Annotated in this window: 12 protein-coding genes and 1 riboswitch; of the genes, 2 read left to right on the top strand and 10 right to left on the bottom strand. The window is 34.4% G+C overall.

The window, feature by feature from the left end; genetic code table 11:
* Window positions 1–43: 43 nt before the first annotated feature.
* The 4 genes from I2490_RS15165 to I2490_RS15150 all read right to left on the bottom strand — a co-directional run bounded on the left by I2490_RS15165 (window position 44) and on the right by I2490_RS15150 (window position 3,185).
* On the bottom strand, window positions 44–847 hold the full coding sequence (locus I2490_RS15165) for a YibE/F family protein (protein ID WP_206460605.1): 804 nt from the start codon (window positions 845–847) through the stop codon (window positions 44–46).
* On the bottom strand, window positions 844–1,998 hold the full coding sequence (locus tag I2490_RS15160) for a YibE/F family protein (RefSeq protein WP_206460604.1): 1,155 nt from the start codon (window positions 1,996–1,998) through the stop codon (window positions 844–846). Before I2490_RS15160 ends, I2490_RS15165 begins: the two co-directional genes overlap by 4 nt.
* Before the next feature lie 177 nt (window positions 1,999–2,175).
* Window positions 2,176–3,045: a 4Fe-4S binding protein gene (locus tag I2490_RS15155; RefSeq protein ID WP_442859746.1), complete on the bottom strand. Its 870-nt coding sequence runs from the start codon at window positions 3,043–3,045 to the stop codon at window positions 2,176–2,178.
* Entirely contained in the window at window positions 3,042–3,185 is a 144-nt protein-coding gene (locus I2490_RS15150; RefSeq protein ID WP_206460602.1) for a CD1871A family CXXC motif-containing protein, read from the bottom strand. The genes I2490_RS15155 and I2490_RS15150 overlap by 4 nt, the downstream gene beginning before the upstream one ends.
* Window positions 3,186–3,436: 251 nt before the next feature.
* On the opposite strand from I2490_RS15150, the gene I2490_RS15145 reads away from it, so the two are divergent.
* A complete protein-coding gene (locus I2490_RS15145) occupies window positions 3,437–5,392 on the top strand; it encodes an HD domain-containing phosphohydrolase (RefSeq protein WP_206460601.1) in 1,956 nt (651 codons plus the stop codon).
* A gap of 75 nt (window positions 5,393–5,467) precedes the next feature.
* Here the strand turns inward: I2490_RS15145 and I2490_RS15140 are convergent, their stop codons facing one another.
* The 6 genes from I2490_RS15140 to I2490_RS15115 form a co-directional block, all read right to left on the bottom strand.
* Entirely contained in the window at window positions 5,468–10,231 is a 4,764-nt protein-coding gene (locus I2490_RS15140; protein WP_206460600.1) for a cobaltochelatase subunit CobN, read from the bottom strand.
* A gap of 21 nt (window positions 10,232–10,252) precedes the next feature.
* Window positions 10,253–10,564 carry a DUF2149 domain-containing protein gene (locus tag I2490_RS15135; RefSeq protein ID WP_206460599.1) on the bottom strand — a complete coding sequence of 104 codons (312 nt, stop codon included), beginning with the start codon at window positions 10,562–10,564 and terminating at the stop codon, window positions 10,253–10,255.
* On the bottom strand, window positions 10,557–11,204 hold the full coding sequence (locus I2490_RS15130; RefSeq protein ID WP_206460598.1) for a MotA/TolQ/ExbB proton channel family protein: 648 nt from the start codon (window positions 11,202–11,204) through the stop codon (window positions 10,557–10,559). The genes I2490_RS15135 and I2490_RS15130 overlap by 8 nt, the downstream gene beginning before the upstream one ends.
* Window positions 11,205–11,906, bottom strand: a complete 702-nt coding sequence (locus tag I2490_RS15125; protein WP_245157227.1) for a DUF2162 domain-containing protein — start codon at window positions 11,904–11,906, stop codon at window positions 11,205–11,207.
* Window positions 11,907–12,067: 161 nt separating this feature from the next.
* A riboswitch (cobalamin riboswitch) is annotated at window positions 12,068–12,246 on the bottom strand.
* Between the two features lie 46 nt (window positions 12,247–12,292).
* Window positions 12,293–13,306: a C45 family autoproteolytic acyltransferase/hydolase gene (locus tag I2490_RS15120; protein WP_206460596.1), complete on the bottom strand. Its 1,014-nt coding sequence runs from the start codon at window positions 13,304–13,306 to the stop codon at window positions 12,293–12,295.
* Window positions 13,307–13,323: 17 nt separating this feature from the next.
* On the bottom strand, window positions 13,324–14,727 hold the full coding sequence (locus tag I2490_RS15115; RefSeq protein ID WP_206460595.1) for a YfcC family protein: 1,404 nt from the start codon (window positions 14,725–14,727) through the stop codon (window positions 13,324–13,326).
* A 227-nt stretch (window positions 14,728–14,954) separates the two neighbouring features.
* Here I2490_RS15115 and I2490_RS15110 point away from each other — a divergent pair, with 227 nt between their 5' ends.
* On the top strand, window positions 14,955–15,323 hold the full coding sequence (locus tag I2490_RS15110) for a helix-turn-helix domain-containing protein (RefSeq protein WP_206460594.1): 369 nt from the start codon (window positions 14,955–14,957) through the stop codon (window positions 15,321–15,323).
* Window positions 15,324–15,413 lie beyond the last annotated feature (90 nt).

The raw sequence follows: 15,413 nt of genomic DNA, 5'->3' as shown, positions 1-15,413 counted from the left end.
TCTAAATCATGTACCAATTCAATTTATTTACCTTTTAATTATATCATGATTTCTTTTCTGCAAACAATGCATCCTCATCTAAAAACTTTTTAAATCTATCTGAATTTGTCAACAAATATGATACAACAATTGCAGTAATTGGGATAATAGCAACACAACCAATTGCACTAAATACAATACAGATTACCTCTTGAAAAAATGCCTTTGAATTTATTACTTCAGAAATAGTATAATGAAAATTTTTAAATAATACAAAAAGCATTAACGACTCTCCAATATATGCAAAATATAATGTATTCACGGTTGTACCCAGTATATCTCCTCCAATACTCATTCCTGATATTATTAGTTCTTTCTTTGTTAAATGCCTATTATTGCTATAAACCTCATACACGCCGGAAGAAACAGCAATTGCCGTATCTATAATGGCTCCCATCAGACCTATAATAATCATTGAAACCCCAATGCTTCCCATATTAACATTGATGTTTGTTGAAAGGCAAAATATCATATCATCATTTTTCATTAATTCATTCAATCCACCAACATGAGAATGATATGCAGCTACATAAATAAATAAAAATAATAGAAGCATAATTATAAGTACGGAAATAAAGGATGCAATTGTTTTTGCATTTTTCCCGTTCTGATAAAATATAGTACCGTTACTAATTAAAAGACAACTACAAAATGTAGTCAATAATGGATTTAACCCCCATGACATAAGTACAAAGGAGACTGCAAGAATAAATAGATTCCAGCATAGAGATATGATGGTAATCAATCCACGTTCCCCGCCAATTAAAATAAGTAGAGAAATCAAAATTAAAACCAATAATTTAATCATACTGTTTTCCTCCATTTTTTTAATAAAATAAAAGAAATCAGTAACGAAATCGGTATAGCTAAAAGAATTCCTATGCTCCCTACCAAAAAACGATACACTTCAAAAGGCATATGTACAAAAATAATCGTACGTAAATTTATTTCATTTTTCATCTTAAGAATAATTAATGGAATAGAACCGCAAATGTAAGTAAACAGCATGACATTGATCATCGTACCCATAATGTCATGTCCCAATTCCCGTCCAGATTTCACCATGTTTTTTATTGCAATTTCATGATCTCTCACAAGTAGTTCGTTTATCGTAGATGCCATAGTTATAGCGACATCCATAATTGCTCCTAAACCACCAAGTAAAATTTGAGATAAAAAGATCTCCGGTAAATCACTTGGACTGGTGACGTATTCCATAAATGTATAATCCACTCCAGTGGTATGCTGCATTACTATTTTTAAAAGAAACATCATAATCCAAACACAGATTAATGTAGATAGAACAGCAGCCAATGTCTTCTTATTAAAACCACTAATAAGTAAAAGCGATAAAAAGGTAAAGCATAACACCATTATGATACTAAGAGACCATATATTTTCCCCTTTTCCATATAAATTTAATGCATAACAAAAAATCAAAATATTTATTAATAGAGAAAAAAGGACAAAGACTCCTTTTTTTCTTGCAGCCAATAAAACGATAAAAATCAGTCCTGAGAAAAGAATCGCTAAATATTTATCCCTTTTCAGTCCTAATATTAACCCGGTTAACATTTGCGCTTCCTTGTTCTTGAATTGAATAAAAACTTCATCTCCAACTTTATATTCTTCATCATGAACATGAGATGATGAGTAAGTGTTATTCATTTTTATTTTCTGTCCCTTATGTTCACCATTCATTACAATGCCAAACAAATTCTGTTCATAATAAGACTCTTTTTCTCCATGATAACCCTCTGCTTCATCATATAAGGTATTCTCTACGCGACTTATTTTAACAATGGGTGTACTGTACCATTGATAATCGTGAAATACGATAATAATGCCAACAAATAGCAGAAAGATTACGATACAATATATACTTAATGTTTTTTTATATCTCTTTATTATTTCAATTAATTGTAAAATTTTGTCTTTACTAAACATATGTTTTATCATTTCTACCAGCTTTCTAATTTTTAAGCAGTGAATTATTACAAATAACTCTTAAATAGCATAACACAGTATGCTATCTAAAAGAAGAATACAAATATACTAAAAAAGGGTTAAATATTTCTATCTAACCCTTTTAGTGGAGCGAAACTAAAACTTTAAATCCTTCTTTATCCCCAGAATTTAGTATCTATTTTTCTTTCTAATATGTAAAAATCCGGAATAAATGGCTCCTTTATTACAGGCATCCTTACACTCTCCACAACGAATGCATTCCAAAGAGTTAATATTTTTTGTGATTTCTACGTTCATCTTGCAAACTCGCTCACAAGCCTTGCATTTGTTACATTTTGTTCTATCCACTTGCATTTGATAAAAACTGAATCGATTGAGCAAAGAATAAAATGCACCCAGCGGACAAACGTATTTGCAAAATGGCCGATAAATCAATATCGATAAAACAACAGTTAATACAAGTAAACTTACTTTCCAATGAAAAAGAAACCCTATCATTTGTCTTAAACTTTCATGATAAGTGATTAAAGGAATTCCTCCCTCAAGCGTTCCGACAGGGCAAACCCATTGGCAAAAATAAGGCGATGCCATTCCAAATTGATTGGTTAAAAAAATTGGCAATAAAAATACTGGGATTAGCAGCATCCCATATTTTACGAAACGCAAGGCTTTATCCAGCCTTTTCGGCACCTTAATTTTAGGGGTTCCTATTTTAAACAACAAATCTTGTATAAATCCAAATGGACATAAAAGTCCACAGATTAATCTTCCGAAGATAACACCGAAGAATAAGAGTAGGCCAACAACATAATAAGCAAAACTATAATCCCTTCCCCCTAAAACTGCTTGTAAAGCACCAATCGGACAAGAACCAACTGCTCCGGGGCATGAATAACAATTTAATCCAGGCACACACATCATTTTAGACTTTCCAGTATAAATTTTACTTTCTGCAAATCCTTTAAAATTTGCATTGCATAATATTGCAGCCATCGTTTGAATTATTAATCTTTTCCATCTATTTTTCATTTTCATCATCCAACCCCAATACATTCAAGACAAATCTTCACTGCCTTTTGCAATACCATAAAATGTTCTTCTCTTAAAATACCAATTCCTATAAAAAGGAAAGCTAGCAATACTAATACATATTTTATTTTTGATTCAATCAGTTTCATTTCCTTTACCCATTGCCTCCTCAATATCATCCATTTTTCATTTATTTATATAGTATACTACAGGCTTGGTTTCTTTTTCCATTACTTTAAGTTGCGGCCACTATACATGTTTATAAGTAAAAAAATAGTATACCTTTTTAATAATCCAAATATTGAAAATAATCAATTTGAAAATTGACATATTATGCTATAATATGTCTAGACAATCGCACCAAAATAATTTTTAGATTATAAAATTATAGGAGCCGCCTATGAAATTAAATAAAAATCTTCGATTAATACTTTTGTCTATTATTATAATTGTTTTTATATCGGGCTTTGTTAAATTTATGCCTGAGTATTCTTTTGCAGATAATTCTATGAAAATTATAGTCGGTGATGACATCAATTACCCTCCATATAGTTTTCTTGATGAAAAGGGAAGACCAACAGGATTTAATGTGGAACTTGCTAAAGCTGCAGGTGCCGCTATGGGTTATGATGTTGAAATCAGACTTGATGAATGGAGTAAAACCAGAAGTGCATTAGAACAGGGAGAAATAGATGCTATCTCAGGTATGTTTTACTCTGAAGAAAGAGAGAACATTTATAGCTTTTCGGCAAAGCATAGTATTACAAATGGTGACATATTTACTAGAAAAGAGATTGTTATTAATGGAATTGAAGATTTAAGAGATAAAAAAATCGTCGTGCAAAAAGGAGATATCATCGCAGAATTTTTATTAAACCAAAATATGAATATTACACTTATTGAAGTTCCTACCGTAGCAGAAGCACTTACACTTATCGAGAATAAAACTTATGATTATGCTGGAATCTTAAAATTACCAGGTATCTATAACGTCCGTAAAAATTCTTTTAAAAATATAAAAGAACAAGGAATTATACTAAATCCGAATGATTACTGTATGGCAGTAAAAAAAGAAAATGAAAATCTCTTACTTATCTTAAATGGTGGAATGCAAATTATAAAAGCTACCGGAGAATACCAAGAAATTTATGATAAATGGCTTGGAGTATATGAAAAAAAAGACTTTATTACCCACATTAAAGAAAATCTTTGGGTATTCTTGCTGTTTTTATGGATTGTATTAGGGCTTCTTATTTTAAGTTCTATCTTAAAACATCTAGTAAATCAGAAAACAAAAGAACTTGCAGAAACAATAGAAAAAATAAAATATTTAAGTTATCACGATCATATGACAGGATTATACAACCGAAGATTTTTTGAAGAGGAACTTAAACGTCTTGATATAAAAAGCAATCTTCCTCTTTACATTATTATAGGTGATGTAAATGGACTTAAATTGATCAATGATTCCTTTGGACATCTAATGGGTGATAAACTTTTAATTCAAGTAGCAGAAGTATTAAAAAAAGCATGTACATCAAATGAAATTATATCACGAATTGGTGGCGATGAATTTGTAATCCTTATTTCTAAAAGTTCCCATTCACATGCCGAAAATCTTATTTCCACCATCAAAGAAATCAGTAAAAAAGAAAAAATAGGTTCTATAAATATATCCATTTCCTTTGGCTGGGACGTGAAAAAAAATGAGAATGAAGACATTCAAGAAGTTTTTAACCGTGCAGAAGACTATATGTATAAAAAGAAATTATTTGACAGTCCAAGTGTAAGAGGCAAAACAATTGGTGCCATTCTCAATGCTTTGCATGAAAAAAACAAAAGAGAAGAGCAACACTCCAAACGAGTCTCTGATTTATGCAAACGTCTTGCTAATGCATTGAATTTTTCTGATCAGCAGCTCGAAGAAGTAAAAACAGCCGGACTATTGCATGACATCGGAAAAATAGCCATTAATGAAGACATATTAAATAGTTTAAACATATTATCAGAAGAAGAATACTTAGAAATGAAGCGACATTCTGAGGTTGGTTATCGAATACTAAGTGCTATTAATGATATGGGTGAAATAGCAGATTACGTATTATATCACCATGAGCGATGGGATGGTAAAGGATATCCAACAGGTTTAAGAGCTGAAGAAATTCCTTTACAATCTCGTATGATTAGCATTGCCGATACTTATGACGCAATTACCAGTGATCGAAGCTATCGTATTGCCAAATCAAGACAATATGCGATTAATGAGCTTAAATTGAATAGAAGCAAACAATTTGATCCAAATCTCGTAGATCTTTTTATTAAAGAAGTCGTCTTAGCGGAAGAATATAATACGTAACATTTGATACTACTTTAATTTCAAATAAAAGAGGTTAGATTGTGTATCTAACCCCTTAATTACTAATTATTAGAATTATCTTCTTTTCGCCAAATAACCTTTTAGGAACACACCTACTATTGTAATAGACATTACAATTGCTCCGGCAGCAACTGCCTTTTTCCCTACATCATTTTGGGCACTTTCTTTTTCAGTAATTTCATATGCCTTAACGGCAGTCTCTTGCGCCGCTTCCCCTTCTTCCGGTTTTGCTTCCGGCTGCTTTCCGGCACCGGAAGAGCTTTCTGCAACAAGATTATTATCCTTTTGTTCTTCTCCTGCCGCCGGTTGATTTGATTCTAATGACTGTGCCTTTTCATTTTCGACATTTGGCACCTGTGTTTCAACCTGCGGAGTTTTATTTGATTCCGGTTCTGTTGTCTCCGGCGTTTCCTTTGGAGCTTCCGGCTTTACAGGTTCAATCTTTTCATTTGAGTCATTTTTAGACTTCGGTTTAGATGATTCCTCTATCTTAACATTAACATCTTTATCCGTTGCCTCAGTCAATATTTTATCAAACTGCTTTAAAGTATCTTTATCTAAAGTAGAATACTCAGCAACCCATTCATTTAATACAATATTACCGCACGTATGATGGCAGCAAACAACACCATTTTGTACCATAGTCTGCACATAAGTATCTGCAAGTTTTTCAAGAGTTGCCTTATCTGCTTCCCACATATCTCTTCTTGCGGCTTCCATGTTCCATCCAATGATTGATTGTACAATGTATGGGTCTAGCTGTGCTCTAATCTCATCATTAAAAATATACGTCTCTGCAACCTGCTGCCAAGACCAATCATCAATTCCCTCTGTAGTTGCATCCATTAAAAACATATTCTTAATATGATCACCAATTTCTGCAGCACCTGCATAACCATCCTTCAGCATACCTTCAATCCATTTTGGATTGAGTACTCGTGACCTCATTTCATTACGAATAAATTCTGCTAAGGTCTGTACATTTGGATCTCCATTTGCACGTGTATTGATAATATAAGTTAACAAATCATTGCCTGAATATTTTTCAGCAGCAAGCTTTAACCCACCTAGATATTGTGCAACGTCATCATTGTCTAATGTTCCCCAAACAGAGTCCCTTACTTGAGTGATCGTGGAAACATTCTTTAAATTCTCAATAAAGCTTTCTGTAGCCTGTTTCCCAAAGATACCTTTTCCATAGATATAAGACATTCGATTCATATACGCATCAATTAAATCATCTTGCTTTTCCCAAGCACTTGTTGTTTCTGTTAAGTCGGATACACCTGTACCATAAGTTCCCGGTGCAGATCCATAAATTCTTGAAGCTGCCAATGTCTCCGCTTCGGATTCTTCCATACCACTATTTTGCAGCTTATCTTTCAATGCAAGATAATTCTTACGTACTTTATTTTGTTCTTCCATCTCATCAAGAGCTGCCACTTGTCGAAAAGCATCGTCCAAAACATCAATGGTTGTACCAAATGTATCTCTGAATAAACCAGAGATAGTAACTAGAACATCCACTCTTGGTCGTTTGAGCTCTTCAAGCGGTGTTACCATTACTTCCGTTACCTTATCGCCTTTTCCATAAACTGGTTCCACTCCGATAAGTCTCATTATAACCGCAACGGATTCACCTCTCGTTCTCATAGTCTCGATTGCCCATAGTACGACACCTACAGAATCAGGATACTCCCCTTTTTCATTTTTATAGGCTTCAAGCAACGCATCCGCTGCTTTTTTGCCTGTTTCCCATGCCGCCCGATCAGGAACTTGTCTTGGATCAAACGGAATAAGATTACGACCAGTTGGCATTGCCTCCGGAACTCGAATCGGATCTCTAGCAGGACCTGGCTCAATATAAGCACCGTTTAATGCAGCAATAACAGCATCCAACTCCGATGGAACTGCCAATAGGTTTATTCGAATACTGTCTTTTTCCGCTTCACGATTTATTAGATCATAATTAACTATGGAATCCACCATTTGATCTAAAATGGTTCCAGACATTGGTGTTCCTAATGTGTGCAGACCGTAAGGCATTAATTCTTCTGCAAGCTCTTCAAGCTCATGATGCAACTCTTCTACCGCTTTATCAAAGTCTACTTTCAAAGCATCTCCATATTGTTCTGTATAACCTAATTCATCTACCTTTTTTAAAATAAGATCTTTTTTTATGTTTGCCTGATCTGTTAATCCATCATTTACTAATGTTCGGTAATCAATCATTAAAGTCTGAAGTTCTTGTAAATCTCCATAAAGACCTGCTTGAAGCATAGGAGGAATCATATGACCTATTGTCACACCATAACTTCTTCTTTTTGCCTGAACCGCTTCTCCCGGATTATTTACAATATAAGGATAAATATTAACCATATTACCTATTAATTGATCTGGATAATCATCCTCTCCTTGTCCGATGCTTCTTCCCGGAAGCCACTCCAATGTTCCATGAGTACCTAAATGAATAACGGCATCCGCATTAAAATCATTTTGTAGCCAAAAATAAAAAGCTAAATATTGATGCGTTGGAGGTAATGTCGCAGAATGGGCAATGGAATCTGGATCATCACCCCATCCTCTCATTGGTTGAGGTCCGAAAAACACATTACCCATTTGGGTTCCAGGAATTACAATTTCCCCATTATGAACCATTATATTTCCAGGAGCCGGTCCCCATTGCTTTTCTACCTCTTCTCTCATTTGAACCGGTAAATTATGATACCAGCTTAAATAATCTTCTAAGGATATTTTCATAGCACCTTCTTGTACTAATGTATCCAAACAACCAGGTGCCCAACTACCAATATTTCTACCCTTTTGATCAATAATTTCCTTTAACCCTGCTGCTGTTAAATCTACATCACTGCCAATTGTATAACCTTCGTCTTTTAATCGTGTCAGTATATTCGATGCACTTTCAACAACATTTAAGTATGATGCCTTAATTCCATCCTTTCCACCATCATGATTATAATAAATAAGTGCGACTTTTTTATTTGTATTTTCTGCATTCTTTATTTTTGCCCAAGCAAGTGCTCTTCCAGCTAGGCGGTCAGTATTATAATCGAGAGGCATTCTCTTTTCAATAAGATTGCCATCCTCATCCTCTACCTCTTTAATTCCACCTAAAAAAATAGGTTCAATTCTACCATCCAATTCCGGTAAAGCTACTTGTGTTGTCAAGCTAACTTGGTTTCCATATTTGTCTTTTTCCCACTCTTCCAAGCTACTTGTTTGTGTCGGTGCTATTACCGGCACTCCCAATTCTTTAAATAAATTGACACTTTTTTCGGCAGTACTAAAAAAATTAAAACCTAAAACAGTAATAAGAACATCCACTTTGCTTTTTCCATTTTTCATAAAAAGATTATGGATAAATTGGTCACGGTTTTTACTTGAAGTTGGTGGTATTGCAAATAATACATTTGCATTTTTGCTTTCAATCCGATCGATTAAATCCAATTGCATTTGAATATCTTCTGCTACGTACCAAGTTCTTTGCGTGGTTACACCTACCCAAGATTCATTTTCTTTCATTTTCCCGGAGGCTTTATACCAGCCGATATAACCGTCAATTGTTTCAAATACACCTTCCAAGTCCGGTATCTTATTCTTGGAGGTTTTTATTATATCAATGATATTCGCATTTGTACCATTGCTTTCCAAAGCAATGATTTCATCCAAATCTGCATCCGATAAATCTGCAGTTGATTGGATGGTTGCCGTTCCTAAATTTAAAGTAAATTCTTTTACTGCTTCATCTCCAATTTCATTGCTTGCTTGTAGAATGGAATCATAAATCATTTTTAATGTTTTCTGATCTGTACCCAACTCCATTATTTTTTCTGACAGCTTGTCCGGATTAAATGGAAGTTTCTTTGCTTGCGGATGATAAATAAATCCAATTGTACTTGGTAAAGGAGAAGGGATGGTTGCAATCTCTTCTGTTACTTCTAATGGATTCTCACTCCATGTACCTAGTAACAATAATAACCTTCTCATGTTTTCTACACCGCTATTGGTAAAATACGCTTTCAGCTCTTCCGATTTTGAATAATCGATGTCATCCTGTCCATATACTGCAGTCGTATTCGTTATAAAACATTTTCCGGTATTCTTCAAATCATTTTGAATCATTTCCAAAAGGGTATCCATTGTTTCTTGCGCTACCATTTCAAGCATTAAAACATCCGTTTCTGCCAGTCTTTGCTTGACAGTATCCGGATAATCTCGAACTGCTTTTGTACTATAAAGTTTCAAATCCAAAGGATACGATGCGTCTTTTATTAATTCATATGCGCTGCTCAACTGCGGGACATAGGTTGATGCACTACCCAAAACCATCGTTACTTTGACTGGATCTTCAGCACCCTCTAACAAATATGTAATTGCACCCTGTGTCGTTTCTTCAGACTCTTCTGCTGGCGTTTCAGCAGGCTCTTCCGCTGGTGTTTCTGCACCTTCTTCCGCTGCTGTCTCTGCACCTTCTTCCGCTGGCGTTTCTGCACATTCTTCCGCTGGTGTTTCTACACATTCTTCCGCTGGTGTTTCTACACATTCTTCCGCTGGTGTTTCTACACATTCTTCCGCTGGTGTTTCTACACATTCTTCCGCTGGTGTTTCTACACATTCTTCCGCTGGTGTTTCTACACATTCTTCCGCTGGTGTTTCTACAATTTCTTCGACTACCCCTTCTGTACCCGTCGGTTCCTCTGCAAAAACAGTTGCCAATGGCATGCATATACTAAACACCAACATGAATAATATTATCCATGCTAATGTTTTTTTCTTCTGGTTTACCTGTGAGGTCATGATACTACTCCTTTCAATTCTTTATTCATTACTACCAATCGGAACTTCTTCAATCAGAATCAATTTTCCGGTCTCAGGATCTTCATATACCTTACCCATTTCACTGTATCCTTCGCCGCCACTCTTCTCAATTTTCGGTACTTCAACAAGCTGCTGTCCTTTTTCCACATCCACTTTCTGAAAAAGAATGTCTTGCAGATTCCAAGTCATAACCAAAGCAACCAAAAGGCCACAGGAAAATACCAACATAACGTCTACTAAATTTGCTAATCCTGCAATTGGATCCACTTCTTCCTCGGACAAACGACTTCTTTTTGCTCTTCGGTCAAGCATGCTCTTCACCTCCGATTATCAAGTTAAGTACCATTTCAAGAGCATTTAAATCTTGATTGTACCAAGTATTACGTATTTTAGAAATAAACGAGCCGACTGCACCAATGAGCATTCCGACAACGGTGGTATCAAAGGCTACGATAATTGCCTCAGACAACCCAACAAAATCACCCTGACCGAGAGCAGCTAAACCGGGTCCCAACGGAATTAATGTTCCCATCAATCCAAGTATCGGACCAACTTTAGCTAACAAATCTGTTTTGTTGAGAATATGCCGAAGCTGCGTTTCCTCTTGATCTATAATGTCTTTTGCAATCAGCTCTTTCGCCTCTTTTGAAAGGTTAGATTTTTCTAAAAAATCTTCTATAAGTTTTGTTTGCCTTGTATTAAGAAAACTCTTTTCAATGACTTCTTTTATTTTATTACCGTTCCATGGAAACCCGGCTTCTGTATCGTAGATAGTCTCTAATAATTGAAAGATTTTCTTCTTTCTTCTCGTCCTTTTTTCCCCTAAAAAGTTCCCCAATTCCATTAACCCATAAATCAAAAGTATTACAAGTCCTATAATCACAGGAATTAATAAGCACTGTGATGCTGCATGAATTATTTTTGTCAAATACTCTGAACCTGGAATTATCATTTATTTTCTTTCTCCTTTTCTGTGAACTAAAGCATGTTTCATATAACCAATTATGAGTAAAACGAACATTCCTGTAATTGCACCTAAAGTCCAACGACCTGATTCTAAAGAAATGGGTGAAAACGGTGCCATCATGGATTGAACTAAACTAGGAATAAATAAACTACAGCACAAGGTAAATGCACCAAGGAATAATAAAAAAGTATTCAGGATTGTTTCCGCATCTACAGTAATAGTTTTCATCAGCTTTCTTATTCCAAAAGAAATGATAAGCAGCATTAAAAAGAAAACACCTGCAGTAATCCACCCAAGCCATATTGGTGATAGTTTTAAAGCTGGTCCTAATAAAATAACCGCTAAAGCTAACGCTATTAAACACAGCGGACAAGGTAATAAAACAGTGATATATTTTTTATTATTACTTGTTGCATCACAAGCACTGCAGTTGTTCATTTCTCCATTGATTCCTAAATAGATTAAAAAAAGTGCCATTAAAATAGACCCTATAAAGGTATACTTATCTAGTATTGCAACCATTACGCTTTGCATCGGTAGAAAAAACATAACTAATACTCCTAAACTAATTGCAAATGCTGAAGAAAAAAACACTATTTGTTTTACACTATTTTGTGACATACCTAGTATCAATCCTGATTTTAAACTCAAAATCAAAGTTGCAATTAAAAGACCAAACGCAGACATAAACAAAGCAATTCACCTCCTTTCTTTTTAAGAGGAAACTCCCCTAACATCTTTTTTTGCAATAAAAAAAGAATCTTATAGTAATAAATACTAAAAGATTCTCCCATTTTTGGAATCTATATATGTAATATACGTGTACAAAATCAGAACTTCCCTATTCTATCTTGTCTGGCATCAAGGCAGGTCTCCTGGCTAATGAATCATACGCTGCCCACCTTCCCAGATATTAATCCAGTGGTTTTATTGGGCTTTGTCATCAATTACAGTGGTGGATCCGCGCCGGATTTAACCGGTCTTCCCTATTCTCCTCTATTGAGGCACCTTAATGATTTAATTATTCTATTGTTGCAATTACATTATATCTACTTTTGGTCATATGTCAATAATTATTTTACTGCATCCAATAAAAATAGATGTTGCTTGTTTTCAACTCGATTGATTAGCTTAATTGTCTTGGTTGCACTGTCAAACAGTACTGTGCAAGCTGTAATATTTCTTTTCATATCCTCTTCGGACAAAATAGAATTATAATAGCTTTCTGCACGATAACTCAAAATTTCCTCAATATCATCGGTTGTATATCTTTTAATACCTTTTTTTGTGAATAAGGCTTTCATCTTTGCATAGCGAAATAAAGTATTTGCCTCCGGCGGTGCGTAACCTTCATCAAAGCTTTCATTTACATAATGATTTGTATGTACAAAAACGCCATCAACTTCGACAATCTCAGCCCGATTAAATTTTCCTTCAATGGAATAAGCTTTTCCATCAATAAAAAGATTGAAATGAAATCCGGATGCAATTTCAAAGCTTTCAAGCTTTTTCTTTATTTCAGATATACTTTTACAGGTTATTATTTGTCTTGCAAGAAACCAAACAGGTATTTCCGTACGCCGCATATTTTCAATATACATATAATTCATAGAATAGACTAATCCATAACTATTGAATCCAAAAGACGCTCCGGCTAAAGCATCCGGTGTTGAGTAATCAAAAAAGTACATACCATCTATATTGTATTTTATAAAAGCAGAATTACGCTTGGTATATGGGCCATCTTCATTGTGTCCCATCACAATATGATCCCCTTGACGAATCATAATATCGGAACAATGCTCTGGATCTCTGTCTTCCCATAGTTCATAACATAAAAACAACAAATACAAATCTCTGTTAACACCAGCTCCATCCGCACGACCAAACACATGCTGCAATTGCTCCGGATACTGATTTTCAATTTTAGATTTTATAAGATCAAAATCCTTTTTTATATATGGATTTTTCATCTGCTCTTTTATAAATTCTACATTTTCTTGAATGTCCTCTTGAAAGATTTTTCCGATTTGGACTCCAAGCTCATATTCATTTCCTTCAATATTTATGTATGGAAAACGATTCATTTTTCAATTCCTCCTAACTAAATTCCGATAACAACTCCAACACTAATTAAAATCGCTTGCAAAATAAACATCATAATAAATAAAGGGGTAATAAATCTGTACCATTTATCCAGACCGATTCCCATAATACCACATTCTACTGCAACCGCTGTCGGCCAGAACATATTAGAAAAACCATCACCAAATTGATAAGCCGTTACTGCAACTTCACGAGAAATTCCTACTAAGTCAGCCAGAGGTGCCATGATCGGCATTACAACAACTGCTTGACCGGTACCGCTTGGAATAAAGAAGTTGATGATGTTTTGCCCAGCCAGCATACCGACTGCAGCCAAACTACCTGGTAGAGAGCCTACAAGGTTTGAAAGGAATAATACAACCGTATCAATAATGTTACCGGAAGACATAACAACTTCAATCGAATAAGATAATCCAATTAATAAAGCGCCATACATAGCAGATTCTGAAGATTCCACAAAAGAATCAGCAATATCACTGACACTCATATGATTAATGATACCTGTAATAAAAAAGCCTATAATAAATAAAGCGGCAAGTTCTTCCAAATAGAATCCATAAACAGAAATTCCAACAGCCATAGCAATGATTAGAATTAAAAATGTCCACAATGTAATCTTTTGTCGAATTGTAAAAGGCAATGCAATTACCTCTTCACGAGTAAGTATATCTTTTGTCAACAATTTTTCCGGAACACCAAAAAGATAACTCTTTGTATGATCCTTTTTAATTCTATGCGCATACCACATTACATAAGAAATGGATAACGTCATAAACAAGCAAAATGCAACAATGCGGAAGATTAATATCTTGTTATTCATCATAGGAATTCCTGCAACTGCAGAAGCAAGACCAATCGTAAATGGGTTTAGTATCGCTGCTGAAAATCCGGTTGCCATACCTACAAATACCATGGCACCACCTACAATTCGGTCATATCCTAAAGTAATTGCCATTACAATAAAGGCAGGAATCAGTCCATATACTTCTTCATAAGCCCCAATTGTAGTACCTGCTATTCCAAAAACAAGCATTATAATCGGAATAATTAAATGATCACGATTTCCTAAAGAACGAAGCACTGAACCCACCAAAGCATTTAATGATCCTGTTTTCATTAATAGAAAAACATAAGCAGAGGCAAATATGACAAAGAATATGATTTCTGATGCGTTTACCATTCCTGCATATAAGGATTCAAAAAATCCCCAAGGGCCTACAGGAGATGATTCCACGGGTGAATAGCTTCCGGCGACTACCAATTCACGATCTAATTCTTCGTTATATACGGTTTCAAAGGTTCCAGCTGGTAATATCCAAGTTAGAATCATACAAAAAAGAATTAGTAAAATGATAATCGCATAGGCATGAGGCATTTTTAATTTTTTTTTGATTTTTTCCATTTTGTTTCCTCCTATAAAATATCCTTATTAAATTTTTATGTAAACTGTCAGATATACTGTCAGCTTAACAACTCCTTACACAAACAATCACATTTCGTCACATTTATATGATATATCGTCATATTTTATTCACATTATATTAATAATTTTCCGTATTGTCAATATTTAAGTGATATTGTATAATAATTTTTAACAACAACTAAAAAATAAACATGAAGGGAATAAAAATGGATTTTGGAAAAGGTTTAAAAGAACTTAGAAAAGAAAAAAAATTAACACAAGCACAAGTCGCAGAACATTTGGATGTGAGTGTATCTACTTATACAAAATACGAAACAGGCGTCAATGAACCGGATATTACTATGATTAAAAAAATCGCAAAATTTTTCAATGTATCAATCGATTATCTATTGGGAGAAAGCACTTATCTTAATACCACTGAAAATTTAGAAGCTGTTTTAAGCAAAGATCAACAAGAACTCTATGAAATTTATATGTCTCTCAATCTACGAAATCAAGGCAAACTGATTGAAAGAGGAAAAGTTATACTAGAAGAACAGACACATGAAAACCTCGTACTAAGAAAGCGAAGATAAAGATAAAGATAAAGATAAAGATAAAGAAAAAAATAAAAGGAAAGGTCTTTTAAGTTGCCTTTCCTTTTAAACTCTTATCAGAATCAAACA

This window comes from Anaerovorax sp. IOR16, assembly GCF_017168145.1.
Lineage (GTDB): Bacteria > Bacillota > Clostridia > Peptostreptococcales > Anaerovoracaceae > IOR16.
This window is presented reverse-complemented; position numbering and strand designations above follow the sequence as displayed.

Excerpts from the sequence above, each read along its gene's own strand:
- I2490_RS15165 (WP_206460605.1), bottom strand. The coding sequence starts at position 847 with ATGATTAAATTATTGGTTTTAATTTTGATTTCTCTACTTATTTTAATT.
- I2490_RS15160 (WP_206460604.1), bottom strand. The coding sequence starts at position 1,998 with ATGATAAAACATATGTTTAGTAAAGACAAAATTTTACAATTAATTGAA.
- I2490_RS15155 (WP_442859746.1), bottom strand. The coding sequence starts at position 3,045 with ATGATGAAAATGAAAAATAGATGGAAAAGATTAATAATTCAAACGATG.
- I2490_RS15150 (WP_206460602.1), bottom strand. The coding sequence starts at position 3,185 with ATGAAACTGATTGAATCAAAAATAAAATATGTATTAGTATTGCTAGCT.
- I2490_RS15145 (WP_206460601.1), top strand. The coding sequence starts at position 3,437 with ATGAAATTAAATAAAAATCTTCGATTAATACTTTTGTCTATTATTATA.
- I2490_RS15140 (WP_206460600.1), bottom strand. The coding sequence starts at position 10,231 with ATGACCTCACAGGTAAACCAGAAGAAAAAAACATTAGCATGGATAATA.
- I2490_RS15135 (WP_206460599.1), bottom strand. The coding sequence starts at position 10,564 with ATGCTTGACCGAAGAGCAAAAAGAAGTCGTTTGTCCGAGGAAGAAGTG.
- I2490_RS15130 (WP_206460598.1), bottom strand. The coding sequence starts at position 11,204 with ATGATAATTCCAGGTTCAGAGTATTTGACAAAAATAATTCATGCAGCA.
- I2490_RS15125 (WP_245157227.1), bottom strand. The coding sequence starts at position 11,906 with ATGTCTGCGTTTGGTCTTTTAATTGCAACTTTGATTTTGAGTTTAAAA.
- I2490_RS15120 (WP_206460596.1), bottom strand. The coding sequence starts at position 13,306 with ATGAATCGTTTTCCATACATAAATATTGAAGGAAATGAATATGAGCTT.
- I2490_RS15115 (WP_206460595.1), bottom strand. The coding sequence starts at position 14,727 with ATGGAAAAAATCAAAAAAAAATTAAAAATGCCTCATGCCTATGCGATT.
- I2490_RS15110 (WP_206460594.1), top strand. The coding sequence starts at position 14,955 with ATGGATTTTGGAAAAGGTTTAAAAGAACTTAGAAAAGAAAAAAAATTA.